20 protein-coding genes are annotated in these 24,930 nt (G+C 68.1%); 12 read left to right on the forward strand and 8 right to left on the reverse strand.

Annotated features, from left to right (window positions below; genetic code table 11):
• Nucleotides 1–124: 124 nt before the first annotated feature.
• From MMB92_RS27000 to MMB92_RS27030, 7 genes are all read right to left on the reverse strand, one after another.
• Complete coding sequence (locus tag MMB92_RS27000; RefSeq protein WP_006482021.1) at nucleotides 125–1,522, reverse strand: sigma-54 dependent transcriptional regulator; 1,398 nt, start codon at nucleotides 1,520–1,522, stop codon at nucleotides 125–127.
• A gap of 147 nt (nucleotides 1,523–1,669) precedes the next feature.
• The gene (locus MMB92_RS27005; RefSeq protein WP_006496160.1) at nucleotides 1,670–2,254 is read right to left on the reverse strand and encodes a hypothetical protein; all 585 of its coding nucleotides are present in this window, start codon (nucleotides 2,252–2,254) and stop codon (nucleotides 1,670–1,672) included.
• Between the two features lie 155 nt (nucleotides 2,255–2,409).
• A complete protein-coding gene (locus MMB92_RS27010) occupies nucleotides 2,410–3,981 on the reverse strand; it encodes a chemotaxis protein CheA (RefSeq protein ID WP_277563046.1) in 1,572 nt (523 codons plus the stop codon).
• 43 nt (nucleotides 3,982–4,024) lie between these two features.
• A complete protein-coding gene (locus tag MMB92_RS27015; RefSeq protein ID WP_006491003.1) occupies nucleotides 4,025–4,306 on the reverse strand; it encodes a hypothetical protein in 282 nt (93 codons plus the stop codon).
• A 73-nt stretch (nucleotides 4,307–4,379) separates the two neighbouring features.
• Nucleotides 4,380–4,970 (reverse strand): hypothetical protein, encoded by a 591-nt coding sequence (locus tag MMB92_RS27020; RefSeq protein WP_006491002.1) that lies wholly within the window; start codon nucleotides 4,968–4,970, stop codon nucleotides 4,380–4,382.
• Between the two features lie 111 nt (nucleotides 4,971–5,081).
• Nucleotides 5,082–5,405, reverse strand: a complete 324-nt coding sequence (locus tag MMB92_RS27025; protein WP_006491010.1) for a hypothetical protein — start codon at nucleotides 5,403–5,405, stop codon at nucleotides 5,082–5,084.
• A gap of 1,561 nt (nucleotides 5,406–6,966) precedes the next feature.
• Nucleotides 6,967–7,146, reverse strand: coding sequence for a hypothetical protein (locus MMB92_RS27030; protein WP_006491001.1), 180 nt, complete (start codon nucleotides 7,144–7,146; stop codon nucleotides 6,967–6,969).
• Nucleotides 7,147–7,249: 103 nt separating this feature from the next.
• On the opposite strand from MMB92_RS27030, the gene MMB92_RS27035 reads away from it, so the two are divergent.
• From MMB92_RS27035 to MMB92_RS27055, 5 genes are read left to right on the forward strand one after another with little or no spacing between them, the layout of a single operon-like run.
• A complete protein-coding gene (locus MMB92_RS27035; RefSeq protein ID WP_230204603.1) occupies nucleotides 7,250–7,474 on the forward strand; it encodes a hypothetical protein in 225 nt (74 codons plus the stop codon).
• Nucleotides 7,467–8,474: a UDP-glucuronic acid decarboxylase family protein gene (locus MMB92_RS27040; RefSeq protein WP_006491006.1), complete on the forward strand. Its 1,008-nt coding sequence runs from the start codon at nucleotides 7,467–7,469 to the stop codon at nucleotides 8,472–8,474. The genes MMB92_RS27035 and MMB92_RS27040 overlap by 8 nt, the downstream gene beginning before the upstream one ends.
• Nucleotides 8,471–9,460, forward strand: a complete 990-nt coding sequence (gene galE / locus MMB92_RS27045) for a UDP-glucose 4-epimerase GalE (RefSeq protein ID WP_277563047.1) — start codon at nucleotides 8,471–8,473, stop codon at nucleotides 9,458–9,460. Before MMB92_RS27040 ends, galE begins: the two co-directional genes overlap by 4 nt.
• Before the next feature lie 39 nt (nucleotides 9,461–9,499).
• Nucleotides 9,500–10,903 carry a UDP-glucose/GDP-mannose dehydrogenase family protein gene (locus tag MMB92_RS27050; protein WP_277563048.1) on the forward strand — a complete coding sequence of 468 codons (1,404 nt, stop codon included), beginning with the start codon at nucleotides 9,500–9,502 and terminating at the stop codon, nucleotides 10,901–10,903.
• Between the two features lie 26 nt (nucleotides 10,904–10,929).
• Complete coding sequence (locus MMB92_RS27055; protein WP_060266251.1) at nucleotides 10,930–13,596, forward strand: glycosyltransferase family 2 protein; 2,667 nt, start codon at nucleotides 10,930–10,932, stop codon at nucleotides 13,594–13,596.
• Nucleotides 13,597–13,617: 21 nt separating this feature from the next.
• On the opposite strand, the gene MMB92_RS27060 is transcribed toward MMB92_RS27055, so the two are convergent.
• Nucleotides 13,618–14,541 carry an AraC family transcriptional regulator gene (locus MMB92_RS27060; RefSeq protein ID WP_006485801.1) on the reverse strand — a complete coding sequence of 308 codons (924 nt, stop codon included), beginning with the start codon at nucleotides 14,539–14,541 and terminating at the stop codon, nucleotides 13,618–13,620.
• A gap of 179 nt (nucleotides 14,542–14,720) precedes the next feature.
• On the opposite strand from MMB92_RS27060, the gene MMB92_RS27065 reads away from it, so the two are divergent.
• From MMB92_RS27065 to MMB92_RS27095, 7 genes are all read left to right on the forward strand, one after another.
• On the forward strand, nucleotides 14,721–15,182 hold the full coding sequence (locus MMB92_RS27065; protein WP_006480868.1) for a (2Fe-2S)-binding protein: 462 nt from the start codon (nucleotides 14,721–14,723) through the stop codon (nucleotides 15,180–15,182).
• Nucleotides 15,183–15,184: 2 nt separating this feature from the next.
• Nucleotides 15,185–17,395: a xanthine dehydrogenase family protein molybdopterin-binding subunit gene (locus tag MMB92_RS27070; RefSeq protein ID WP_124675255.1), complete on the forward strand. Its 2,211-nt coding sequence runs from the start codon at nucleotides 15,185–15,187 to the stop codon at nucleotides 17,393–17,395.
• A gap of 446 nt (nucleotides 17,396–17,841) precedes the next feature.
• Nucleotides 17,842–18,240 (forward strand): winged helix-turn-helix domain-containing protein, encoded by a 399-nt coding sequence (locus MMB92_RS27075; protein WP_006485803.1) that lies wholly within the window; start codon nucleotides 17,842–17,844, stop codon nucleotides 18,238–18,240.
• 400 nt (nucleotides 18,241–18,640) lie between these two features.
• A complete protein-coding gene (sctQ, locus tag MMB92_RS27080; RefSeq protein ID WP_277563049.1) occupies nucleotides 18,641–19,792 on the forward strand; it encodes a type III secretion system cytoplasmic ring protein SctQ in 1,152 nt (383 codons plus the stop codon).
• Between the two features lie 3 nt (nucleotides 19,793–19,795).
• Nucleotides 19,796–20,470: a type III secretion system export apparatus subunit SctR gene (gene sctR, locus MMB92_RS27085; RefSeq protein WP_006480865.1), complete on the forward strand. Its 675-nt coding sequence runs from the start codon at nucleotides 19,796–19,798 to the stop codon at nucleotides 20,468–20,470.
• Nucleotides 20,467–21,252, forward strand: a complete 786-nt coding sequence (locus MMB92_RS27090; RefSeq protein WP_006496150.1) for a lytic transglycosylase domain-containing protein — start codon at nucleotides 20,467–20,469, stop codon at nucleotides 21,250–21,252. Before sctR ends, MMB92_RS27090 begins: the two co-directional genes overlap by 4 nt.
• A 195-nt stretch (nucleotides 21,253–21,447) precedes the next feature.
• On the forward strand, nucleotides 21,448–24,930 hold a 3,483-nt coding region (locus MMB92_RS27095; protein ID WP_277563050.1), incomplete at its 3' end, for a DUF4781 domain-containing protein.

The raw sequence follows: 24,930 nt of genomic DNA on the forward strand, positions 1-24,930 counted from the left end.
CTCGGATGAACGTGATGCGCCGCGTGCCGGTCGCGCGCACCTCGATGCGCGCGTGCCGGCCGGGCCATTTCATGTTTTAACGGCCGCCGCCGCGACGTCTTGAGCGGTCGCGCGCCATGGCGCGTCAGCTGTGCAGCCCGTGCGCGATCATCAGACGGTACAGCGTCGCGCGCGAGATGCCGAGCTCCGCCGCGACGTCCGCATGCTGGTGGCGGTGACGCAGCAGCGTTTCCTCGATCGCGTGCCGCTCGGCCTGCCGGCGCGCCTGCGCGAGTGTCGGCGGCCGCAGCGACGTGTACGGATGCAGCTCGAGATCGGCGGCCGAGATCAGCGGGCCGCTCGTCATCACGACCGCGAAGCGGATCCGGTTGATCAGTTCCCGCACGTTGCCGGGCCACCGATAGTTGTGGATCGCCTCGATCGCGCACGGCGTGAAGCCGCGAATCCGGTACGAGCCGTCGTCGCGATAGCGCCGCAACACGTCGTCGGCGAGCAGCATGATGTCGCGGCCGCGCATGCGCAGCGGCGGCTCGTCGATCCGCAGCACGCACAGGCGGTAGTACAGGTCGGCGCGAAATCGCCCGGCCTGCATCGCGGCTTCGAGATCGACGTGCGTGGCCGACACGATCCGCACGTCGACCGGAATCGAAGCATGGCCGCCCAGCCGCTCGATCTTGCCTTCCTGCAGGAACCGCAGCAGGCTCGCCTGGCTCTCGAACGGCATGTCGCCGATTTCGTCGAGAAACAGCGTGCCGCCGTGCGCGGACTCGATGCGGCCGATCTTGCGCTGGTGCGCGCCGGTAAACGCGCCGCGCTCGTGGCCGAACAGTTCGGCCTGCAGCAGCGTCGTCGGGATGGCCGCGCAGTTCACGGCGACGAACGGTGCATCGGCACGCGACGACTGCCGGTGGATCGCCGCCGCCGTCAGCTCCTTGCCGGTGCCGGATTCGCCGGCGATGAACACGCTCGCGTCGGTGTTCGCGACCTTGCGGATCGTCGCGAACAGCCGGCGCATCGCGCCGCACGCGCCGATCATCGCGCCGTCGGGCGGCGCGGCCTCCGCGGCCGGGTCGCCGTCCGCGAGCTCGAGCATCCCGTATGCATGGCCGACGAGATAGCCGATCGTCGTGTAGGCCGCCGCATTGCGCACGTAGTCGAAGCAGCAATGGCGGATCAGCCGCGCGATCGTGATGTTGCGCAGCCGCTCGCCGTCGGCGAGCGCGACCCAGCCGACGCGCGGGTCACGCAGCAGCGTCTCGAACGACGCGACGTCAGGCGACGCGAAGCTGCCGAAATCGACGATGCCCGCATGCGGACGGTTCGCCTTGACGAGATTCAGCGCGTCCGCGACGGTTTTGGCGCGCCACACTTCCCAGCCGCGCGCCGCGAGCACGTCGACGAGCGCGGCATCGTGCTGCTGCGACAGGTAGACGAGCGGCCGCGACGGCGCGACATGATTGCGCCGGACCGCGAGGAACGGCAGCGTGCTCACCTCCCGTTCGACATCCTCCGCGCCCGACATGCTGAGCTGACAGCAATGGTTCACGATTGCCTCGCCGCATAAGGTTGTGTGTCGGAGCGGCCGTTGCCCGATCGCGCGCGGCGGGGCCCGTGGTCCCGCGGCGCGGCGCCGCTCCGTCCTCGAATCGATGTCGCGTCATCCGATGCGTCAGCGGCAGAACACGACGCGCTGCGTGTAGATCTGCGGCTCGATGACGGGTTTCGCCGATCCGTTGAGATCGTCGCGATAGGCGCGGTAGGTCTTGCCGTTTACCGTCACGTCCGACGCGCGGGCCGTCTCGATCTTGTCGAGCCCGGTATGCCGCCATTCGTTCACCCGGTCCGCCGCGGTGACGCTCGACTCGCCCGCGATCTTCTGCGTGATCGCGCTGCCGTCGCTCCACGGCTGCGTCTGCATGTCCTCGGTGTGCTGCATCGCGCCGACCGTCTTGCCGGTCGACTTCGGCCCGGTCTGCGCGTCGAACGGCGCGCCGCGGCCGTACACCGGCGATTGCCACGACGGCGCGTGACCGGCTTCCGGCACCATGTAGACCATCTGCGGGTCGCCGATCATCATCATCGGCGCGCATGCCGTGTTGTCGGGACGGCCGAGTGTCGACAGCGCCTGCTGGACGCTCGCGGCGTTCGCGAGGGTCTGCTCGCTCAGGATGACGAAGACCGCGGGATTCTGGAAAACCGACTGCGCAGCGGCCTGCACGCTGGCCAGCAACAAAGCGACCAAAAAGATCCTCATGATTGAGGCCTCCTTGCATCCTCGTCACGCAAAAAGAGGTGTTGACCTCGGGGATGGGCACAACACCCGTCAAACCGGAAAAGACGGTCGGGCATCGGGCCGAACGCCTGCCGTGCGACCCGCGCTCCGGTCGCACGGCAAACCGGCCCGCATGCTCACGACGAGGTACTCGTCGAGATGACGGTCGGCGCCGGCGCGACCGGTGCTGCCGGTGCGGCCTGCTGGTCGACCGTGGCGGGTGGCAACGCTTGCGCCGGATCGGTCAGCGCCGGCGTGCCGGCGGCGGCTTGTGCAGCCGCCGTGCCAGCGGCTTCGACCGCGTCCGGCACTTTCGCGTCGGCGGCCGGCAGGTCGGCGGGCGCCGCGGCAACGGCAGGCTGCGCGGGCTCCGGTGCTGGCGCTTCGGCGGCTGCCTGCGGCGCGGGCTCGGCAGCCTTCGCGTCGGCGGCCGGCGCCGCGACGACGGCTGCCGCCGGCATCGGTTCGGCCACCGGCTCACCCGCGGCTTGCGCGGCGTCGGTCGCGGCGGGCATCGGCTCCGGGGCCTTGTCGGCGACCGGCGGGACCTGCTCCGGCGCCTGGTCGGCCACGGCCGGCGCGGGCTCGGGCGCCTTGTCCGCGACCGGCTGCGCGGGCTCCGGCGCCTTCGTATCGGCGACCGGTGCGGCGGGCGCGGGCGATGCCTTGTCTGCCGCTGCCGGCGCGGTGATGACGGCTGCCGCCGGCACGGCGGCCATTGCGGCCGCCGGTACCACCGACGCGGCAGGTGCCGCGGCGACGGCAGGCGCGGCAGCAGCAGCCGGTGCCGCGGCCGCCGGAACTGCGGCGGCAACCGTCGGCACTGCGACGGCCGGAGCAGCCGCGGCGACGGCCGGAGCCGCGGCGACCGGCGCCATCACCGGTACCGGCACCGAAACGGGCGCCGCGCGCATCGACGTCGTCTCGATCGGGCGCGTCGGTGCGGGCGCCGGCGCGGCCGAGCCGAGCGGCGGCAGGCCCATCCGGTCGCGCACGATCGGATCGCGATACTTCACGTCGTCCGCGACGGTCGCTTCGACGCTGGGCGCCACGTTCGAACGCGCGAGCGGCGCGGTCGTGCCCGGGCACAGGTGCCCGGTCGCTTCCACCGCGCGCCGGTTCGCATCGCTCTGGCAGAGCAGCGCGAGCGCCACGTCGGTCAGCCCCATCGCGCGAAATTCACGCGCATCGAGACGCCGCACGCAGGCCTGGTCGACCAGCGTCGTGCCGCCCGTCGCGCCGAACCCCGGGAACGACACGCCGACGCTCACCGAGCCCATGCAGGTATCGGACAGCGTGGTCGTGAGGCCGGGCGCCTGGATCGACGGGTTCGTCTTGATCGTCTGCGTGCCCGAGTAATTGACGTTTTCCGTCGCCTGGGTGTTGTACGGGCTGGTGCCGGGTGCGCCGGCCGCGAGCGCGTTCGTGCTCTGCGGCGTCACGTTGCCGCCGGCCGTGCTGGACGGCAGCGTCACGTTGACGTTCACGCTCGAATTGCCGCTGCCGCGCACTCCGCTGGAGCTGGTGGCATTGCCGCCGCGCGAGCTGGTCGTATTCGTGTTCATGCTCGAGCCACCGCCCTGGCTGATGGCCGTCGACGATGTCGACGACTGCGCGCTCGACGTCGAATCGGCGGTTTGTGCCTGTGCACCGATCGTGGTCATCGCGAACATCGCCGCACATGCCACCTTGATCCTGTTGCTGTTCATTTCACTCTCCGGACGAGGTTTGTCCTCCACCCAGGCAACCGTACTAATTCCCCTGAATGCCTTCAGTTTTCGCTGCTTCCCCGAACTGCTTCCAGCCGCTGCCCAGCTGGGACCACGAGCCGGCCGACACGCCCTGCCACTGCTGGGTGTCCGGTCCGCCGATGGCACTGCCCGACGAAAGCGTTTGTTGTTCTGACGGTTTGGTTGTCTGGTCAGGGTTGTTTGACGTCTGCATAGTCGATTGCCCACCATCGGCAGCACGGTCAGCGCCATACGCCGTCAGAGACGCGAGCATCAGAGCGGCGGCAATCAGGTTCTGCTTCATGCCAACTCCTTACGTGACAACAATGCGGAAAAGAGACCAGCGTCGCTGGGAAACTGGTCCCCCCCACACCTGACTAATGACTGCTCCCGGTCGCGCTCGAGTCGCCCTGGCTTCCGCCCGATGCGGACGGCGAACCGGCCGGACCGGTACTCCACACGGTCGACGAGTTATAGTGATTCGAGCCCGCGATCGCGCCCGATCCGCCACTGCCCGTCCATCCCGCGGCTCCCGCGTTGGCATTGCCGTGGTCGTTCGCGCCCGTGGCCGTGTAGTGGTTCGCGCCGAGTACGATCGTGGCGGTCACCCCTCCCGAAAGCGCATTCGCGTTCTCGTTCGTGCTGCCGTTTCCAGCGAACGAGCCTGCGGCACCGATACCGCCGCCTGCCGCGAACGCGCCCCCGTTCGTGCCCGAACCGCTGGCCGTCGAAGTCGAGTTGTGATAAGCGGACGCCGTGCCGGCGGAGCCGCTGGGCGTCACGGTACTTCCTGCATTCGCGCCGGCCGTCGATGTCGAATTGCTGGTATAGCTGCCGGAGCCGACCAGCACCGAACCGGAAACACCCGCCGCAACGGATTGCGTCTGGTTGGTCGTGGACGATCCGGCCGCCAACGCAGCGGACGAAATGACGGTGAGCGCTGTCGCTAAAATGACTTTGGCTTTCATAGCAATTCCTTGCTGTGAGGAAGTTCGACGGTGGCGGAGCCGGGCCCGCCCTCGCGGGACGAAACCCGGCATCCGTACCGCCAGCCAATGACGAACGCTACGCGTCGCGGCTTAGTGGTGATACGTCCAGCCGATCGAGCCGGCGTTCGCACCGCTGCTGCCGCCCGCTTGTGCGCCGCCGAAGCCGAAGCCGCCGACCGTCGACGTTTGAGTGTGGTTCGTGTACGAGATCGAACCGCTGCTGCCGCCGCCGGCCGTTGCGCCGGCTGCGCCGAGTGCCGAGCCCGAATCGGTCGCGGAGAAGTGGCCGAACCCGGCGACCCCTGCCATCGTCTGGCCACCGCTCGACGAGTTGCTGCTCGACACCGTGCCGCTGCCGGCGAACGCTGCACCCGAAACCGCCAGAACTGCTGCTGCAATCAGAAGCTTCTTCATGGTCGACTCCATAACGGCGTGGAGAGAATGAGCATGGAAGATCGCACGCCATCAATCTTCCTGCCTCGAGCAATCCTTAAAAATAAGGATCACTATCTAATAAATAAGCTATTGCTTACTCGTAAATGGCGTTTTTATTTTTGGCCAGACGAAGTCTAGTTTTATGTTTTTAAGTTGTCCAAAATTTCTGAGTAGGTGTTTTCTATTATTTTTATGAACATTAAAATTTACTCAAAACACCATTGATGAATTAACCGGAATGGCGAGCACACCTTTCCGGCTCGCGATTTTCAATACCCCGTCGAAAACCGATGCCGGCACTGGCACCCGTTTCCGGAATTGAAAATCAGCGAATATATTTGCAACCGCAAAATTCAGCGCCCGCGCGACGTGCGCCCTTCATCCGGGCGACGACGGGCCTGCATTGCAGCCAGACGACATGTCTGCTCCCTGAGCTGACGAAGAAAGGCCTTCCGGATAACCCGGCCGACGCGCGTTCGATCTAGTCCGGCCGGCGCCGGCACTGACCCGGCGCGATCGAAACGGCTCTGCACGGTTGAAGAGGAATCGGCGCCACGCTGTTCGGCACGAACGGCATGCCCCATCCGGGAACGCTGAATGAAGTCGAGCGCCGCTGTCGCCGGGTTGCCGCGCGCAGCGACAACCGCTCCAGCACGCGGCGCGCGCGGAGGGCAGGAAATCTGCAAGGCGCAACCGGCGACGCTGGCACTGCGCCGCAAGCCACACCCCGATCGTGCCGACTACCCCTGTGGTCCGCCAGAAACGCGCGGATCAAGCCACTGCTTATAGTGTTCATCGCCGCTTCCCCGACTGGCTCGTGACGAACTGGCCGCCCCCACATCATTGTTGCAACGTGTCGACCGCTCGCCGGTGCGTCTCATGTCGCAAACCGCATGCCACGCGATATTCCACCGAGCATTGCGCGCCGCATGCGACCGCCAGCCCTGACGATTTCGCCCGGAACGGCATTTTTTGTTTCAGGAATGTATCGCGATAACGGGATGCACTTGGCAGCGATCATTGAACACTGCGACGTAATGCCGTGATTTGACGGACGAATCCGGCGTGCCGAGGCGCCCCGGACGCCCCTGCGAACGGTTGTTTCAAACTTGAGAAGCCGCCGTCGACACCTGGCCCACGGTTCGCGCGTTTCCACTGACAAACCGCGTGTTGCGGCATGCCGGCAACCGTCCATCCCCCCCGGCGGGCGGGGATCCCGGCGCTCGATGATCCCCGCCGAACGGCCGCCGATACGACCGGAACACGGGTTCACCCCGAAATACGAAACGAATTTGATTCATCCGTGAAAATACCCACACGATCATCCGGTGAAAAAAGCTTGCCTTCCGGCACGTTGCAGGCGTAATAATTAAAACAAATGTAAACCCGCGATCCCGGCAAAAACGTACGCATCATTTTTTCATTTCCGTTAGATTCACCTTTCACCGCCTGGCCTCGATGAGCAATTCATTGAAGAGACGTTTTCGATCGGTTATCCGCCTAATTCTCATCACTGAAACATGCCGATTAAAAACCGCTTTCACGCCTTCAATGTCTTAAAAGCCTGATTCGACGCGCGTTTCGTCGTATCGAACCGTATCGATCCCGCGATCGCCACGGGCGCTTCCCTGTCCCCACGATTCACGCATGAAACACAAACGCGCGTGCCGAACGGCCATTGCGCGGCCACGCCCGCATCCAGCGGGACTTCGTCATTCATGGCATGCCGATTGCCTGATGTCCGGCTCTCACCGAGCGGCACGCCACGGCATACGACATACAAGCGGCGGCCCCTCGTCAATCAGCGTGTCGGGGAAAAGGCGATGAAGATCACCACCGATCGATCGACGCTTGCGTCGTTCAAGCATCAACGGGGTTGTCAGCGAAACCGGAGCGCCTGTCGCGGCGCTTCGTCGACATCGGTACATGCGGACCGGCGCCCGCCGAAGCGATACCCGTGCAGCGGGATGGAACGGGTGCGCGACGCCGTCGAGTACATCGACGTGTGGTTCCTGGAGATGCTCGACGAAGGAGAAAGCGATGAATGACAGGGTCGCGATCGACACGCGCGCCGGCCGGCGCGTACTGGTGACGGGTGGCGCAGGTTTTCTCGGCAGCTACGTCTGCGAACGGCTCGTCATGGAAGGCGCGTTCGTCACCTGCGTCGACAGCCTGCTGACGGGACGCAAGCTCAACGTCGCCGACCTGAAGGCGTCCGGCCGGTTCGAATTCGTGAAGGGCGACGTGTCGCTCGGCCTGCCGCAGCTGCAGGTGGATGAAATCTGGAATCTCGCGTGCGCGGCCTCCCCGCCCACCTACCAGATCGATCCGGTCCACACGATGATGACGAACGTGCTCGGCATGAACCACTGTCTCGCGCTGGCGCGCCGGACCGGCGCGCGCGTGTTCCAGGCGTCGACCAGCGAGATCTACGGCGACCCCGGCGTCCATCCGCAGATGGAAACCTATCGCGGCAACGTGAACACGATCGGCCCGCGTGCGTGCTACGACGAAGGCAAGCGTGCGGCCGAGGCGCTGTGCTACGACTACTACCGTTCGCACGGCGTCGACGTGCGCGTCGCGCGCATCTTCAATACCTACGGGCCGCGCATGTCGCCGCGCGACGGCCGCGTCGTGTCGAACTTCATCGTCGCCGCGCTCAATGGCGCCGCGCTCGAGATCTACGGCGACGGCCGGCAGACACGCTCGTTCTGCTTCGTCAGCGACCTGATCGACGGCTTCTTCAGCCTGATGGACGCCCCGCGCAACGTCGGCACACCGGTCAACATCGGCAATCCCGGCGAATTCACGATGATCGAACTTGCGGAGCAAGTCCTCGCGATCACGGGCTCGACCTCGGAGATCGTGTTCCGGCCGCTGCCGATCGACGATCCGCACCAGCGCAAGCCCGACATTTCGGTCGCCGCGACGGAGCTCGGCTGGCGGCCGGCGATCGATCTCGACGAAGGCCTGCGCCGCACGGTCGACTATTTCAGCCGCGAACTGTGGCTCGCGCCGGTGCTGCGCGGGACCGGAGCGGTCGCATGAAAGTGCTCGTGACAGGGGGAGCGGGCTATATCGGCAGCCATACGTGCAAGGCGCTCGCGGAAGCGGGACACGAGCCCGTCGCGTACGACAACCTGTCGACCGGTCATCGCGACGCGGTCCGCTGGGGGCCGCTCGTCGCGGCCGACATCCTCGACGGCGATGCGCTGTCGCACGCGCTCGCCGCGCACCGGCCCGACGTCGTGATCCATTTCGCCGCGCTCGCCTACGTCGGCGAATCGGTGCTCGCGCCCGAGCGCTACTACACGGTCAACGTGACGGGCACCTGCACGCTGCTGAGCGCGATGCGCGCAGCCGGCGTGGGCAGGATCGTGATGTCGTCGTCGTGCGCGACGTACGGCATTCCGGAGACGCTGCCGATCTCGGAACGCACGCCGCAGCGGCCGATCAATCCGTACGGCTTCACGAAGTACGCGATGGAGCGGATGGCCGCCGATTTCGAACGCGCGTACGGGCTGAAATGGATCGCGCTGCGCTACTTCAACGCGGCGGGCGCGGACCCCGACGGCGCGATCGGCGAATGCCACGCACCGGAAACGCACGCGCTGCCGCTGGCGATCCGCGCGGCGCTGCGCACCGGCGACGCATTCCGGGTAATGGGCACCGACTACCCGACGCCGGACGGCTCGGCGATTCGCGACTACGTGCACGTGAGCGACCTTGCCGACGCCCACCTGAAGGCAAGCGCCTATCTGTGCGGCGGCGGCCCGAGCGTCGCGCTGAACCTCGGCACCGGAAACGGGACGTCGGTGCTCGCCGCGTTGCGCGCGGTCGAGGCCGTGACCGGCCGCCGCGTGCCGACGGTGCTGGCCGCGCGCCGCCCGGGCGATCCGCCCACGCTGTACGCCGACGCGACGATGGCCGCGCGGGTGCTCGGCTGGCGGCCCCGCTTCACCGCGATCGAGCCGATGGTCGAACACGCTGCGGCGTGGTTTCAGAAGGAGCGGCAACGCGAATCCAGCAGGTAACGACGCAAGCGTCGTCACAAGCCACCCAGGGGAACAACCATGAATGTGCGGATCGCCATCGTCGGTACGGGCTACGTCGGCCTGGTCAGCGGCGCATGCCTTGCCGAGCTCGGGCATGACGTCGTCTGCATCGACAACAATCGCGGCAAGATCGACGCGCTGAACGAAGGCCGCATGCCGATCTACGAACCGGGCCTCGACGCCGTCGTCGCCCGCAACGTCGAACGCGGCACGCTGCGCTTCAGCAGCGACCTCGCCGCCAGCGTGCGCGATCGCGATGCGGTGTTCATCGCGGTCGGCACGCCGACGCTGCCCGGCACCGACCACGCGGATTTGCAATACGTCGAGGCGGCCGCGCGGGAAATCGCGGCGAACCTGACCGGCTTCGCGGTGATCGTCACCAAGTCGACGGTGCCGGTCGGCACCAACCGGATCGTCGCGCAGATCGTCGACTGCTGCGCACCGGACGGCGTCGACGCGGCGATCGCGTCGAATCCGGAATTCCTGCGCGAAGGCTCGGCGATCGACGATTTCATGCATCCCGATCGCATCGTGTTCGGCGCCGAGCATCCGCGTGCGATCGAGATCATGAAGGCGATCTACGCGCCGCTGGAAGCGGCCGGCCATCTCGTGCTCGCGACCGAGATCGAGACGGCCGAACTCGTCAAATACGCGGCGAATGCGTTTCTCGCGGTGAAGATCAGCTACATCAACGAGATCTCCGACCTGTGCGAAGCGGTCGGCGCCGACGTCGAGCTGGTCGCGAACGGGATGGGCCTCGACCGGCGCATCGGCGCGTCGTTCCTGAAAGCCGGCCCCGGCTGGGGCGGCTCGTGCTTCCCGAAGGACACGCGCGCGCTGAAGGCGACGGCCTCCCTGCATGCGGTGCCGCTGCGCATCGTCAGCGCGGCGATCGAATCGAACGCGCTGCGCAAGGAGCAGATCCTCCGGCGCATCGAGAACGCGTGCGGCGGCTCGATCAAGGGCAAGCGCATCGCGGTGCTCGGCCTCACCTTCAAAGGCCAGACCGACGACGTGCGCGAAAGCCCGAGCATCGACGTAATCCAGTTGCTCGTCGGCGCCGGCGCACATATCCGCGCGTACGACCCGGCGCGTCCGCACGAGGCGTCGCGGCTGCTGCCGCAGGTGTTCATGGAAGGCTCCGCGGTCGATGCGGTACGCAGCGCCGATGCCGTCGTCGTGATGACCGAATGGAAGGCGTTCGAGACGCTCGATCTCGCCGACCTCGCGGATCACATGGCCGACCCCGTGATGCTCGACATGCGCAACCTGTTCAGCGAACGGCGGGCCGCCGACAGCGGCTTTCGCCGCTACGAACGCGTGGGCCGCTCGTGCGGCGAGCGCTCGCCGGCAGACCCGGCCGCGGAACCCGCGAACGCGAACGCGGACACCCGGCCGCAGTGCGGCCTGCTTCAGCACTGATGGTCCGACCTTGACGGGAGAGCACCATGAAGAAGCTGGTTGCGTCGCCTGCCGGTGCGCTTGCGCCGGATACCGCCGATACCACGGACGCTCCGGACACCGAAGCAGGTCGCGCCGATGCGCGGCACGCGGCGGTTCCGTTCGTGGTCCCGCTGATGGACAGCGGGACCCGGATCGTGTTCCAGATCCTCGCGCTGGGCTGGTTCGTCGCGCTGGGCATCTTCTGGCGCTGGTGGCTGCGCGACGAGCACTATGTCGATGCGTTCCGCTTCGGCGTCAACTGCTTCGTGCTGTTCTGGACCACCTTCATTCCCGGCTATTTCATCTTCATCATCCGCTCGGCGGTCGTGCCGAACCCCGCGCTGCCCGTGCCGCGCGACTGGCGCGTCGCGATGGTCGTCACCAAGGCGCCGTCCGAGCCGTTCGACATCGTGCGCACGACGCTGCTCGCGATGCTCGACCAGACCTATCCGCACGACACGTGGCTCGCCGATGAAGACCCGTCGCCCGCCACGCTCGACTGGTGCCGCGAGCACGGCGTGTTCGTGTCGACGCGGCGCGGCATCGCCGCGTATCACCGGGCGAGCTGGCCGCGCCGGACCCGCTGCAAGGAAGGCAATCTCGCGTACTTCTACGACCGGGTCGGCTACGACAACTACGATTTCGTGTCGCAGCTCGACGCCGACCACGTGCCGACCCGCACCTATCTCGAGGAAATGCTGCGGCCGTTCGTCGATCCGGACGTCGGCTACGTGTCGGCCCCGAGCATCTGCGACAGCAATGCGGCCGGCAGCTGGAGCGCGCGCGGCCGCGTCAACGTCGAAGGGCCGCTGCACGGCACGATGCAGGCCGGCTACGCGGGCGGCCTCGCGCCGCTGTGCATCGGCTCGCACTACGCGGTGCGCTGCCGCGCGCTGCGCGAGATCGGCGGGCTCGGGCCCGAACTCGCCGAGGATCACTCGACCACGATGATCTTCAACGCGAAGGGCTGGCGCGGCATGCATGCGCTGAACGCGATCGCGAACGGCGAAGGACCGCGCACGTTCGGCGATCTCGCGACGCAGGAATTCCAGTGGTCCAAGAGCGTGATGATCATCATGCTGCGCTACACGCGCCGCTATTTCATGGGCCTGCCGCTGAAGCTGAAGGCGCAGTTCCTGTTCTGCCAGCTGTGGTATCCGCTGTGCGCGCTCGCGATGGCCGGCAGCGTCGTGATTCCGGTCGTCGCGTTGCTGACCGGCCGCGTGTGGGCGCACGTCGACTACCTCACGTACCTCACCTACGCGCTGCCGCTCACCGTGCTGATCCTGTGCGTCGTGACGTGGGCCACGCATTCGACGCAGTCGTGCCGGCCGCTGAATACCAAGCTGTTGTCGTGGGAGGGGCTCACGTTCGTGTTCGCGCGCTGGCCGTGGGTCGTGCTCGGCTGCGTGTCGGCGCTGCTCGACTGCGTGCGCGGCAGGGAATTTCCGTTCAAGGTCACGCCGAAGGGCGGCATGGTCGAGCAGGACGCGCCGCTGCGCGTCGTCGCGCCTTACCTGCTGATCTCGCTGTTCTGCAGCCTGCCGGTGGTCGCGATCGAGAATCCGCGCAACGCGGCCGGCTTCTATCTGTTCTCGACGCTGACGGGCATCCTGTATTTCGTGATCGCCGCCGTCATCGCCGTGCATCACGGCAAGGAGCAAGGACTCGACGCGTCGACGTTCACACAGATGTTCGTCAGCCGCCTGCCCGTGCGCAACGCGCTGTTCATCTTCGCGCTGGCGATGCTGCTGACGGCCATCGGGCTGCGCGCACCGCACGGCTGGCAGGCGATGATGTGGCGCTCGGGCGTGCCCGTCGTCGCGATGGTCGAACCCGCGGCGGGGGAGCCGGTGAAGCAGCCCGCGCTCGGCGCCTACGACCCCGACGACGCGCTCGCGGCCGCGCCGGGCATCGCATTCGATCATGTATTCGTGTCGTGGAACGCGCCCGATATCGACGCGGAAATCGGCAACGCATACCGGGCCGCGCAAGCCCGCAACCGCTCGCTGATGCTGACCGTCGAGCCGTGGGCGGCGGACGGCACGCGACCGGGCACGTTGCTCGCCGATATCGCGCGCGGCCGCTACGACGCGCGGATCGCCGCGACCTGCTCGGCGCTCGCCGCGTTGAAGGGGCCGGTGTTCGTGCGATGGGGCCACGAGATGGAGACGGACACCGGACGCTATCCGTGGGCCGTCGGCGATGCCTCGGCTTACGTCGATGCGTACCGGCGCGTCGTCACCGCGTGCCGCACGATGACCGACCAGATCCGCTTCGTGTGGTCGCCGGCCGGCAACCGCAATCTCGGCGACTATTTCCCGGGGCGCGGCTATGTGGACGAAGTCGGCCTGTCGGTATTCGACTGCCCGCGCTGCGCGATCTGGCCGCCCGGCGGCCGGTTCTCGGCCGCGAGCATCCTGCGCACCAAATACGAACGGGTGGCCGACTACGGCTTGCCGGTGATGGTCGCGGAGCTCGGCGTCGACGGGTCGAATGCGCGCAAGCGCGCGGAACTCGACGAATTCCAGCGCTCGCTGTGGCGCTATCCGTTGTTGAAGGCGGTGGTCTACTTCAACGCGGTCGACACGCCCGGCGCGTGGCCCGCGCACTATGTGCCGGACTGGCGGATCGCGCCGGCGTACCTGCAGACGACGGTCGTCGCGAAATGACGATCGGCGAGCGGCCGGCCGTTAGCCGAGCAGTTCCTTCTTGCGCAGATGCACGACGTCGCGCATCGGCGGCGCGCCGAACAGCCGGCTGTATTCGCGGCTGAACTGCGACGCGCTTTCGTAGCCGACCACGGCCGCCACCGAGCCGACGTCGCCGCCCTGCCGCAGCAACAGCCGCCGCGCCTCGTGCAGCCGCAGCTGCTTCTGGTACTGCAACGGGCTCAGCGTCGTCACGTGCTTGAAATGATGGTGCAGCGACGACACGCTCATGTTGACCGCCTGCGCGAGCGACTCGACGCGCATCGGCTCCGCGAAGTGATCGCGGATCCATTCGATCGCACGCGCGATCCGGTGCGTCTGGCTGCCCGCGATCGCCATGTGCCGCAGCCGCGTGCCCTGCCCGCTGATCATCAGCCGGTACAGCACTTCCTTTTCGATCAGCGGCGCGACGACCGCGATGTCGGCCGGCGTATCGAGCAGCCGCAGCAGCCGCAACGCCGCATCGAGCAGCGGCGGCGTCAGTTCCGCGAGCGCGATCCCCTCGCCCTCCGGGCCCGCGTCGGGCTCGGGCAGCCGCATCTCGGCCGCCAGCTCGACGATGCGCTGCGGGTCGAGCGTCAGCGACAGGCACAGGTACGGCGCATCCGGCGACGCACGCGTCACGCGCGACAGGATCGGCAAGTCGATCGACGTAATCAGGCAATTGTGGGTGTCGTATTCGTAAGCCTGGCCGGCCACGATCACGCGCTTCGCGCCCTGCGCGGCGATCACCAGCGCGGCGCGCGATACGCCGCAGCCGAGATCGACCGGCCGCGTGTGCCGATGCAGCATCAGGCCCGGCACGGCGGTCGAGTGCGAGCCGTCCGCGGGCGCGAAACGGCCGATCAGCGACGCCAGTTCGCGCCGCCCGGATTCGCGCGACGCCACGATATCGGTCATGTCCATGACGCTTCCTCGAATGATTTCCCGTGTCGCGCGAGCATAGCGAAACGGCTCGCGGCGTGCGGGGAATTTGCAGGATTGTTCAATAAATTTGCAGGATTGGGTAGACGCAAAAAACGAAGCCTCGCGCACACTGCCGGCTAACCCGGCGCATGCCGGGTTTTCCCCACGGAGACAACAACATGCCTACCTCGTTTGTCCTGAACGGCAAGAACGTCACGCTCGACGCCGATCCGTCGATGCCCGTCCTCTGGGCGATTCGCGAACACGCGGGACTGACCGGCACGAAATTCGGCTGCGGCATGGCGCAGTGCGGCGCGTGCACGGTGCATCTCGAAGGCCAGGCCGTCCGCTCGTGCGTGCTGCCGCTCGCCGGCATCGCGGGCAAGCACGTCACGACGATCGAAGGCCTGCAGAGCAAGCCCGCGCAGGCCGTGCAGGCCGCGTGGGTCAAGCTGCAGGTGCCGCAATGCGGCTATTGCCAGTCCGGCCAGATCATGTCGGCCACCGCCTTGCTCGAACAGAACCCGAAGCCGACCGACGCGGACATCGACGCCGCGATGAACGGCAACCTCTGCCGCTGTGCGACCTACGCCCGCATCCGGGCCGCGATCCACGACGCGGCCGCGACGCTGGGAGCCTGACCATGACGATCGAACTCGACAACCCCGGTTCGGTGCGTCCGTCGCGCCGCACGTTCCTGAAGGCCGCGGGGGCCGCTGCCGCCGTCAGCCTGACCATCGGCTTCGACTGGGCCGGCCTCGGCCGCCGCGCGCTCGCCGCCACCGCGCCGGCCGGCGATTTCGCGCCGAACGCCTTCCTGCGCATCACGCCGGACGGCGCCGTCACGGTCATCGCGAAGCACGTGGAAATGGGCCAGGGCGCCTATACGGGCATCGCGACGATCGTCGCCGAGGAGCTCGACGCCGACTGGTCGAGCGTGCGCGTCGAAAGCGCGCCGGCCGATGCGAAGCGCTATGCGAACCTCGCGTTCGGCACGATGCAGGGCACGGGCGGCAGCTCGGCCATGGCGAACTCGTGGCAGCAACTGCGCGAGGCCGGCGGCAAGGCGCGCGCGATGCTCGTGTCGGCCGCGGCGGCCCGCTGGAAGGTGCCGGCCGGCGAACTGACCACCGCCAACGGCGTCGTCACGCACACGAAGAGCGGCAAGACGGCCGCGTACGGCACGCTCGTCGCCGATGCGTCGAAGCTGCCCGTGCCCGACAAGGTCACGCTGAAGCAGCCGGCCGATTTCAAGCTGATCGGGCACCGGATTCCGCGTGTCGACGGGTCGTCGAAATCGAACGGTACCGCGCATTTCACGCTGGACACGACGTTCCCCGGCATGCGCGTCGCGCTGCTGCAGCGGCCGCCGCGCTTCGGCGCGACGGTGAAATCGTTCGACGCGACCGCCGCGAAGGCCGTGCCGGGCGTCGTCTCGGTCGTGCAGGTGCCGGGCGGCGTCGCGGTCGTCGCGACGGGCTTCTGGGCCGCGAAACAGGGCCGCGACGCGCTGAAGGTCGAATGGGACGAAACGAAGGCGGAAAAGCGCGGCTCGGACGAGCTCATGCGCGAATACCGGCAACTCGCCGAGAAGCCGGGTGCATCCGCGCGCAAGGACGGCGATGCCGATGCGGCGATCGCCGGCGCCGCGCGCAAGATCAGCGCGACGTATGAATTCCCGTATCTCGCGCATGCGCCGATGGAGCCGCTCGACGCGGTCGTCAAGCTGACGCCGACCAGCTGCGAGATCTGGGCCGGCGACCAGTTCCAGACGGTCGACCAGGGCAACGCGGCCAAAACGGCCGGGCTGAAGCCGGAACAGGTGAAGATCCATACGCTGTATGCGGGCGGCAGCTTCGGCCGGCGTGCGAACGCGTGGTCGGACTACGTCGTCGAGGCCGTGTCGATCGCGAAGGCGCTCGGCGCGGACGGCAAGCCCGTCAAGCTGCAATGGACCCGCGAGGACGACATCCAGGGCGGCTTCTACCGGCCGATGTACTTCCACAAGCTCGACGCGGGCCTGACCGCGGACGGCAAACTGGTGGGCTGGCGCCACCGGATCGTCGGCCAGTCGATCCTCGCCGGCACGCCGTTCGAGGCGTTCATGGTCAAGAACGGCATCGACGCGACGTCGGTCGAGGGCGCGGCGAACCTGCCTTACGCGGTGCCGAACGTGTCGGTCGAGCTCACCACCACCCGGGTCGGCCTGCCCGTGCTGTGGTGGCGCGTGGTCGGCAGCTCGCATACGGCCTACGCGGTCGAGGCGTTCATCGACGAAGCCGCGCACGCGGCCGGCAAGGACCCGTACGCGTTCCGCCGCGACCTGCTCGCGAAGGAGCCGCGCATGCGCGCGGTGCTGGAGCTGGCCGCGCAGAAGGCCGGCTGGGATCCGGCCAAGCCGCTGCCGAAGGGCCGCGGGCGCGGGATCGCGGTGGCCGAGGCGTTCAAGAGCTATGTCGCGCAGGTGGCCGAGGTCTCGGTCGACGCGGACGGCAAGGTGAAGGTCGAGCGCGTGGTGTGCGCGGTCGACTGCGGGATCGCGATCAATCCCGACATCGTCGCCGCGCAAATGGAGGGCGGCATCGGTTTCGGCCTCGGTGCGGCGATGCACAGCGCGATCACGCTGAAGGACGGCCAGGTCGAGCAGCGCAACTTCGACGGCTACCACGTGCTGCGGATGGCCGAGATGCCGAAGGTCGAGGTACATATCGTGCCGTCGGCCGAGGCGCCGACCGGGGTCGGCGAGCCGGGCGTCGCGCCGGTCGGGCCGGCCGTGGCGAACGCGATCTTCGCGGCGACGGGCAAGCGGCACTACGTGCTGCCGTTCGATTCGGCGGATAGCGCGAAGGCTTGATGTGACGGGACGCCGGCTGCGGGGTGAGGGGTGCCCTGTGACCGGCGTTTTTTCGGCTGCCCATGTAGGGTTCGATGTCGGCAAAAATCTTCGCCAACCATTTGATTCAAAAAGAAAACCCGGCAAGCCCGGCAGGGTTCGACGTAGGGTTCGTTACCCATCCGAAGCCTTATCCGGCCGCCCCCGAAATCCGTCCCTCCCCCACGTTACGTCAGACGTAACGCCCGTAACGTCCCCGCCCGATGCTACGTAACAATCCTTCACCATTGCTCCAGCCCTGTCATCACGCGCCCGGCGTTGCGCGTTAAAAATTCTTTTTAAATTCAAGGCTGCTCCGCGGTCCGCGCCGCTCCCGCCCGCCGTTACCCCCTGACAACCGCCCCCTGGCCCGGAAGTTGCAGCACAGGACCCCGCAAACACTCCTTTATGGACATGCGAGGGCCACCATGGATTGCAAATACCTGTACATCGACAACATAAAAATCAACTTCGTGCGCCGCACGATCGAAATCGACAACAAGGTCGTTGACGTCACGCCGCGCGAATTCGACGTCGTCGAATTCCTGCTCGACAACATGAACAAGATCGTGCCGCGGCAGGCAATCCAGGAAGCCGTATGGGGCCGCGAGCTCGGCGTGTCGTCGCGCACGCTCGATACCCATATCTCGCGGATCCGTTCGAAGCTGCAGCTCGAACACGACAAGAACCTGCGAATCATCCCGATCTACGCGGTCGGCTATCGGCTGGTGCTGTTCGGTGCGGCGATGACGCACGTCGAACGCCACGACGCGGCGCCGATGCTGCGCACCGCGCCGCAACCCGCGATGGCCGCCGACTACGCGTAACGCTTCACCCGCGCGCCGCCCGTTCGCGGCACGCCGGTCACGCTTGCCCCACCGCGCTGCGCTGATTCGCAGCCCCTCGCGGCCTGCCAGCCGGATGCGGCCTGCACGCCGCCCGGCCCGCCAGCCAGTCGCGCCCCAACCGCCGCCTCCGGGCGGCGGTTGCTTTCGAGGCCAGCCGTCGCGTCGCCCACTTCGGCGCACTCGGGCGCGCTCCACCGCACTTCGTCGCGCTTCGTAGCGCCCCGCTCCCGCCGCCTCCGCACGATGTGCGCGACTACGGATTCCGGCGCGGCACACGGCCATCGCCGTCCCTACAATCGACGCAGCAGCCGCGCGCCCCCGGCGCCGCCGGCATCAGAACAACCCGTCGAACCAACGCCGAATCCGCCCCGATCCCGCCGTGCCTGCGCTGTTCCTGACGAATGCCGACGCCGGCGACGCCGCGAACCGGGCCATGCCCGCCGCTTCCCCGCCGTCCGCCGCCGTGCCGGCCGCGGTCGCGCTCGACGCGTCGCCCTACCTGCCGCGCCTGTCCGCCGCCGCCGCGCGCGGGCTGTCGCATGCGTACGGCGCGACCGGCGCCGTCCCGGTCACGCTCGGCGAGCACGCGTACGAGGTGCGCTGGCGGGTCGACGCCGAGCCGGCCGCCGATGCGCACGCGTACCGCTTCGTCGTCGGCCCGGCCGCCGGCACGCTGTGGATCGACCCGGTCGCGGAAACCGAATGGCTCGGCGACGCGGCCGACCCCGCGGTCCCGGCCGTGATCCGCGCGGCGCTGCTCGCCGACCTGTGCGCGCCGCTCGCTGCGGTGCTGCAGGCAGCAACCCGGCAGCGCGTGGCGTTGCTGCCGCCCGACGGCGCACCGGCCTGGGATGCAGCGCCGGCCGCGCTGCGGTTCGAGCTGCGACGCGCCGACGCCGCGTGGCGCTGCCACGGCGCGCTGCTGTTCGACGCGCCGGACGCGCTGGCCGTGTTCTTCGCGACCGCGCCAGCCGCGCTCGCCGACGCGCGCGCGGCCTACGCGAGCCTGCCCGTGCCGCTCGTGTTCGAAATCGGCCGCACCGAGCTGACGACGGCCGAGCTGGCCGACGTCGTCGGCGGCGACATCATCGCGATCGAGCGCTGGCAGGCGCACGAGCAGAACCTGCTGTGCGTCGCGCGGCTGCCGGCCGCGCCGGCGTGGGAGATCACCGGACGGCCGTCGGGCAACCGGCTCACAGTCGAACGAATCAGGGAGATGCCTTTGGAACCGACCCGCACCGACTCCGCCCCGCCGACGACGCACGACGCGCCGCCCGGCGACGCGCCACGCTCGCTCGACGGCCTCGCGGTCGACCTGCGCTTCGAGCTGCCGCCCACGTCGATGCCGCTGGGCGAACTGAGCGCGCTGCAGCCGGGCGCCGTGATCGAGCTGCAGCAAGGGATCAACCAGAGCGTGATCCATCTCGTCGCGAACGGGATGCTGATCGGCACCGGCCACCTGATCGCGGTCGGCCAGAAGCTCGGCGTGCGCGTCGTCACGCTGACGCAACCCGCGCCGCGCGAGCGCTGAACGATGGGCAACCTGCCGAATCCGGTCGCGCTGATCGCGGTGATCGCCGCGCTCGGCATCGCGCCGTTCGCGGCGCTGATGGTGACGAGCTACACGAAGCTGGTGGTCGTGCTCGGCCTGCTGCGCTCCGCGCTCGGGATCCAGCAGGTGCCGCCGAACCTCGTGCTGAACGGCATCGCACTGATCCTGTCGCTGTTCATCATGGCGCCCGTCGGAATGTCGATCCGCGATGCGCTGCAGGCGCGCCACTTCGATGCGTCGGGGCAGTTGTCGACCTCGGACATCGGCGCGCTCGCCGATGCCGCGCTGCCGCCGATCAAGGATTTCCTCGTGTCGCATACGCGGCAGCGCGACCGCGAATTCTTCGTGCGCACCGCGACGTCGGTCTGGCCGAAGAACCGCGCGGACGGCATCAAGGACGACGACCTGCTCGTGCTGGTGCCAAGCTTCACGCTCGCCGAGCTGACGAAGGCGTTCCAGATCGGCTTCGTGATCTACATCGTGTTCATCGTCGTCGACCTGCTGGTCGCGAACATCCTGCTGGCGCTCGGGATGCAGATGATCTCGCCGACCACGATCTCGGTGCCGTTCAAGCTGCTGTTGTTCGTCGCGCTCGACGGCTGGTCGCTGCTCGTGCACGGGCTCGTGCTGTCGTACCGCGTGGCGGGGGCGGGATGAACGCGCGCCGCCTGCGCACCGCCGCCGCGTGCCTGTGCGCGCTGGCCCTGCTCGCGCTCGCGTGCCTGCCATCGCGCGTCGTGCAGGCAGCCGGCGGCGCCGGTTTCGCGCAACTGGCGCGCGCCTGCGCGCCGAACGTCGATCCCGCGACGCTCGCCGCGCTCGTGCGTACCGAGTCGGGCTTCAATCCGTATGCGATCGGCGTGGTCGGCGGGCACCTGACGCGCCAGCCCGCGTCGCTCGACGAGGCGCGCGCGACCGCGCGCGAACTGTCGTCGCGCGGCTTCAGCTACAGCGTCGGCCTCGCGCAGGTCAACGAACGCAATTTCGCGAAATACGGGCTCGACGAAGCGACGATGTTCGAGCCGTGCCGCAACCTGCAGGCCGGCGGCGCGATCCTGACCGAGTGCTTCGCGCGCTCGTCGGGCACCGGCCGCGCGACGCAGGCCGCGTTGCGCGCGGCGCTGTCGTGCTACTACAGCGGCAACTTCACGACCGGCTTCTCGAGCGGCTACGTGAGCCGCGTCGTCGCGAGCGCGCAGCGCAATGCGCGCGAAGGCGGCGTCGAACCGATCCCCGTCGTGACCGACACGCCGCCGCCGGAACGCCAGCGGCGCATGGCCGCGGCCGCCACGACGCCGCCCGAACGCGCGCGCCGCCTGCCGTCGCCCGCCGCGTCCGCCGATGCGCCGTCGTGCCATGCGCGCCCGGTGGTGATGATGTGCCGCGGGCTGCCGGCGAACCAGGCGAAGCGGCTGTGCGTGCGGTGTCTCGATCAGTAAGCAGGCCCGTACCCTCGTTCCCGCCGCCTCGCGTCGGCGCCGTTCGTAGCGACGACCCGGCGGCACGCGCGCATCGGCGGCGCGCTACGAAACGCGCTGCGTCACCGCGGCGCATGCCTTTCTACACTCCAAGCTTGACCGTAATGGCATCGTAATGCGCGCCCCGTCGAGCGCGGCGCGACCGGGAGGAGTTTGATGCTGGATATCGACGGCGTCGGCATGGGCGCCAACTGGATGGCGTTCCTCGAGCGCACGCTCGAAGCCGAACGCGCGAAAGCGGCAAGCCAGGCCGCTCAGCAATCGGGCGACCCGTCGAAACAGCAGACCGCCACGCCCCCGCCGCCGCCGATCACGGTGCAGGTCACGCCCGATACGGACCCGTCGAAGCCGACCAATGCCGAAATCGCGTCCGCGACCTCGCTGATCAGGAGCCTCGCCGAACAGTACCGGCCCAAGCCGCCCGACATCACGGTCGACGATCCGCTGACCCAAGCCGCGCAGACCGCGATCCAGGGCGCGCAGACGCAATACGACAACGCGCTGCAGGACGAGCAGGACAAGCAGACCGCGCTGACCCACGCGAAGAACGATCCGTCCACGACGAAGGACGCGCTCGCCAGCGCGCAAACCGCCTACGACAACGCGCACCAGGCCACCGCGAAAGCGGAAAAGGAACTGGACGTCACGACCGACGCCGGCTACATGATCGCGTACGCGCAGCAGGCCGATCATGACAACGAAGCGCTCGATCCGAAACGGGCGGGCTCCGCGCAGGCCGACGCGAACGCGGCGCTCGACCGGCTGAAGGCGGCCGTCCCGGGCATCGACGATCCGGCCAAGGTGTCGCCGCGGGACGACTGGACGCCGCAGCAGAAGCAGGCCTACGACGCGTGGCAGAAGGCGGACGCGAAGCTGTCCGAAGCGAAGGCGCTTCACAACGCCGACATCGCGAATTCGAACCTCGCGTTCGCCCAGTTGCAGTCGTATGGGTCGAACGGCGATTACGCGGATGCGATGGATGCCGGCATCGCGCGTATCAACAAGCAGCTCGCGCCGCTCGATCGCGTGATCGACGTGCCGCCGGCGCTGAAGCCCGACGAGGCCCGGACGCAACTGACGCAGAGCGCCGACGACGCGAACTATGCGAACGCATGCCTGAATGCGGCGACCGACGCGGCGAAGGTCGCCGACATCCAGGGCACGTACAACGCGGTGTCCGGCAAGTACGGGCCGACCGTGATGAGCACGACGGTCGCCGCGCAGCAGGACCTGCTGAACCATGCGCAGGCCAGCGCGCGCGTGAGCGGCGGGTATCTGCAGATGCTGTATGCGAATCGCCAGGTCGACGAACAGCAGAAGAACTACGACGCCACGCAAAAGAGCGCGACGCAATGGCGCCGCGACCATCCCGGCGTCAAGCTGATGGACCCGCGCGCCGATCTCGGCGTCGAAGACGCGGCCACGCAGCTGTGGAAGGCGAAGGATGCCGCGAGCCTCGCGCACGACGGCTATGTCGCCGCGTACGGCAACGCGCTCGCGATCCACTACGACGATATCGCCGCCGGCGTGCAGAATCGGTACGACCACCGGACGATGTGCATCGCGAACGATCCGACGCCGCTCGAGATCAAGGGCCTGAAAACGATCGCGTCCGCGTTGCATCAGGCAGACGAGCGGATGACCGCGTCCGTCAACGAGCGCGCGACGAAGCAGGCGCTCACCGATGCACAGGCGAAGCAGCAGGACCTGAAGATCAAGGTCGACGGGCTGCAGGCCCAGTACGACCAGTGGAACCGCGATCACGGCATCGGGCCGACGCCGAGCGTGTTTTCCGTCGCGACACCGCAGGGGACGCCGAAGAACATCCCGTTGACGGCGCCGGTGCCGTTCGTCGTCAATCAATACGCGAAGCCGCTTGCCGATGCGCTCGCGGAACTCGATCAGGCGAACCGGGACGTCCAGCACGCGCAACTGCGCAGCGAAACGTTCCATCAGCAGGTGCTGTTCAACGAATTCGACGCGCATCTCGACGAGCGGCTGCGCAATCCGAAGACCGAATCCGATCAGAAGGACTACGCGAAGGCGCTGTCCGACTTCTTCGGCGCGCACCGCAGCGAGCTGTCGCAGTCGCTGCTCGACAAGGCCGGCGACGCGACGCGGCGCGGCACGCGGATCGACTTCGGCCTGCTGGACCCCACGGAGCAGCGCAACCTCGTCGGCGTCGCGATCGGCCTGTCGCCGGACCGCGCGACCGGCGACCCGCACGCCGCGCAGTTCAGCGACGGCAAGAAGCTCGAATCGATCGACAAGGTTCGCGACGAACTGCTGAAGGTGGGCGGCGGCAAAGGCACGCGCGTCAACGTGATGCCGATCGTCTATGCGTCGAAGGACGCCGGCCTGGTCACGAGCGCGATCTTCAAGGTCACGAACGAGAACGGCGACACGCACTACGTCGACGATCAGGGCGCGAAATACTCGAGCATCGACAACTTCATCGACGACAACTCGCTGTCGTCGGACGGCACGCTCGACATCGCGACCGGCTACGACGCGAACGGCACCGCGCGGATCGACCCGCACAACACCGCGCACGACGACAGCTGGTGGGAAAGCGTGATGCACACGTTCGGTTCCGGCGACGTGAACCTCGGGATGCTGCTCGGCGGGATCGCGCTCGAAGTCGGCGGCGGCCTGCTCGACGCGACGGTATTCGGCGCGCCGCTCGGCGTCGCGCTCAACGTGGCCGGCACCGGGCTGATCTATACGTCGGCGGCGGCAGCCGTCGCGAACTCCGGCTACGACCTCGCCAATCGCATCCAGCACGATCGCACGATCAGCCCGCTCGATGCGGAAGCGCGCGCCGATTACCTGAACCTGGTGCCGGCCGGCGTCGGCGGCGTCGGCAAGATCGCCACGCTGCTGAACGATTCGAAGGGGCTCGCGACCTTCGTGCGGCGCGCGACGACGGTCACCGGTCTCGGCGGCGCGGCGGAAGCCGGCGTGCAGTTCGTGCACGATGCGGTGACGGGTCATACGGACCGGCTCGCCGGCGATGCGTCGTCGTTCATACTGAATCTCGGCCTCGCGCAAGGTCACCAGAAGCTCAAGGCCGTGACGACCGGCATCGTGCGGCGTACCGGCGGCTTCGGCGGCCGCGACCTGAACAACCAGGCCGTGCAGATCGGCGACCAGACCGTGCGCATCGGCCAGAGCCGCTACACGGCGACGAACACGCTGCGGCTCGGCCGTACGCGCGCGACCATCGACGGCCGCAGCGTGACCGTGGCCGGCGACGGCACGCTGATGGTCGGCAAGCGCGTGCTGACCTACGAAGGCGTGCCGATCCGCGTATTGAGCCGCGCGAATGCGGTGAATACCGGCGCACGCGGCAAGACCGGCACCACCGCGTTCGTCGACCACGAAGGCCGCATCACGATCGCGGAACGCGTCGACGGCTCGTGGCGCACCCTCGAGCGCACGCGCTTCAACCGCTATGGTACCGATGGCCGCATCACGGCCGGCCGGGACGGCAGCCTGACGCTGTCCGACGGCATCGAGCTGCGCGCGCCGAGCCAGGTCGGCACGCCGCGCGGCGCGGGCCCGGCGCCCGCCACGCCGACGGCCGCGCCGCCGCACGACGATGGCGCCCGCACGAACGCGGCACGCGCGACCCCGTCC

The organism is Burkholderia sp. IO2, assembly GCF_029522185.1.
Classification (GTDB): domain Bacteria; phylum Pseudomonadota; class Gammaproteobacteria; order Burkholderiales; family Burkholderiaceae; genus Burkholderia; species Burkholderia cenocepacia.

Coding starts and splice junctions, on each gene's coding strand:
- MMB92_RS27040 (WP_006491006.1), top strand. CDS start 7,467: ATGAATGACAGGGTCGCGATCGACACGCGCGCCGGCCGGCGCGTACTG.
- MMB92_RS27055 (WP_060266251.1), top strand. CDS start 10,930: ATGAAGAAGCTGGTTGCGTCGCCTGCCGGTGCGCTTGCGCCGGATACC.
- MMB92_RS27000 (WP_006482021.1), bottom strand. CDS start 1,522: ATGTCGGGCGCGGAGGATGTCGAACGGGAGGTGAGCACGCTGCCGTTC.
- MMB92_RS27005 (WP_006496160.1), bottom strand. CDS start 2,254: ATGAGGATCTTTTTGGTCGCTTTGTTGCTGGCCAGCGTGCAGGCCGCT.
- MMB92_RS27015 (WP_006491003.1), bottom strand. CDS start 4,306: ATGAAGCAGAACCTGATTGCCGCCGCTCTGATGCTCGCGTCTCTGACG.
- MMB92_RS27035 (WP_230204603.1), top strand. CDS start 7,250: ATGAAGATCACCACCGATCGATCGACGCTTGCGTCGTTCAAGCATCAA.
- sctR (WP_006480865.1), top strand. CDS start 19,796: ATGGGCAACCTGCCGAATCCGGTCGCGCTGATCGCGGTGATCGCCGCG.
- MMB92_RS27050 (WP_277563048.1), top strand. CDS start 9,500: ATGAATGTGCGGATCGCCATCGTCGGTACGGGCTACGTCGGCCTGGTC.
- MMB92_RS27020 (WP_006491002.1), bottom strand. CDS start 4,970: ATGAAAGCCAAAGTCATTTTAGCGACAGCGCTCACCGTCATTTCGTCC.
- MMB92_RS27070 (WP_124675255.1), top strand. CDS start 15,185: ATGACGATCGAACTCGACAACCCCGGTTCGGTGCGTCCGTCGCGCCGC.
- MMB92_RS27030 (WP_006491001.1), bottom strand. CDS start 7,146: ATGAATGACGAAGTCCCGCTGGATGCGGGCGTGGCCGCGCAATGGCCG.
- galE (WP_277563047.1), top strand. CDS start 8,471: ATGAAAGTGCTCGTGACAGGGGGAGCGGGCTATATCGGCAGCCATACG.
- MMB92_RS27090 (WP_006496150.1), top strand. CDS start 20,467: ATGAACGCGCGCCGCCTGCGCACCGCCGCCGCGTGCCTGTGCGCGCTG.
- MMB92_RS27060 (WP_006485801.1), bottom strand. CDS start 14,541: ATGGACATGACCGATATCGTGGCGTCGCGCGAATCCGGGCGGCGCGAA.
- MMB92_RS27075 (WP_006485803.1), top strand. CDS start 17,842: ATGGATTGCAAATACCTGTACATCGACAACATAAAAATCAACTTCGTG.
- MMB92_RS27010 (WP_277563046.1), bottom strand. CDS start 3,981: ATGAACAGCAACAGGATCAAGGTGGCATGTGCGGCGATGTTCGCGATG.
- MMB92_RS27065 (WP_006480868.1), top strand. CDS start 14,721: ATGCCTACCTCGTTTGTCCTGAACGGCAAGAACGTCACGCTCGACGCC.
- MMB92_RS27025 (WP_006491010.1), bottom strand. CDS start 5,405: ATGAAGAAGCTTCTGATTGCAGCAGCAGTTCTGGCGGTTTCGGGTGCA.